Raw genomic sequence first — 528 nt, forward strand, 5'->3', positions numbered from 1 at the left:
CGAGGAAATCGTGCAGCGACCGTCGCTCCATCGCCAGGACGTCGTCCTCGATCATTTCGAAGATGGGCAGATACTGGTCGACCACTCGGTGCAAGATCGCGTGCAGCACATAGTCGACACCCTTGCCGAACTGCGTCGGCGATGCCTCGAGTTGCTCCCGAAGTTTGCCCAGCGCTCCGGCATTGCCGTGCCGCACGGTGATAAGGTGATTGTGACCGGTGAAGATCGCCATCTTGCCGTAGCTGATCCGGTCGCCGACCAGCTCGGCGGTCTGGGCGACGACGTACAACTCATCGTTGTAGACCTCGAGCTTGGGCGGGCACAGCGGGTGCATGGCGTTGTCGATCGCCAAAGGATGGAGGTTATACGTCGTCTGGATCGCGCTGAGTTCGTCTGCGGTGGGCTCGCTAAGCGCGATCCAGCAGAAGCCCGAGCGATTCTCGTTTAGTTCGACGTGCTCATCGAGCCTGATTTCACGGACTCGCTTACCTTCGTTGTAATAATATGCGGCGATAATGGTCATGCAGG

General features: G+C 58.9%; 1 protein-coding gene. It reads right to left on the reverse strand.

Going from position 1 to position 528, the window contains the following annotated elements; translation table 11 throughout:
- Window positions 1–523 (reverse strand): CorA family divalent cation transporter (locus GF617_RS26975; RefSeq protein ID WP_276509473.1); only part of this gene is annotated, 523 nt, incomplete at its 3' end.
- Window positions 524–528 lie beyond the last annotated feature (5 nt).

Source organism: Lelliottia sp. RWM.1, from assembly GCF_016859735.1.
Classification (GTDB): domain Bacteria; phylum Pseudomonadota; class Gammaproteobacteria; order Enterobacterales; family Enterobacteriaceae; genus Enterobacter.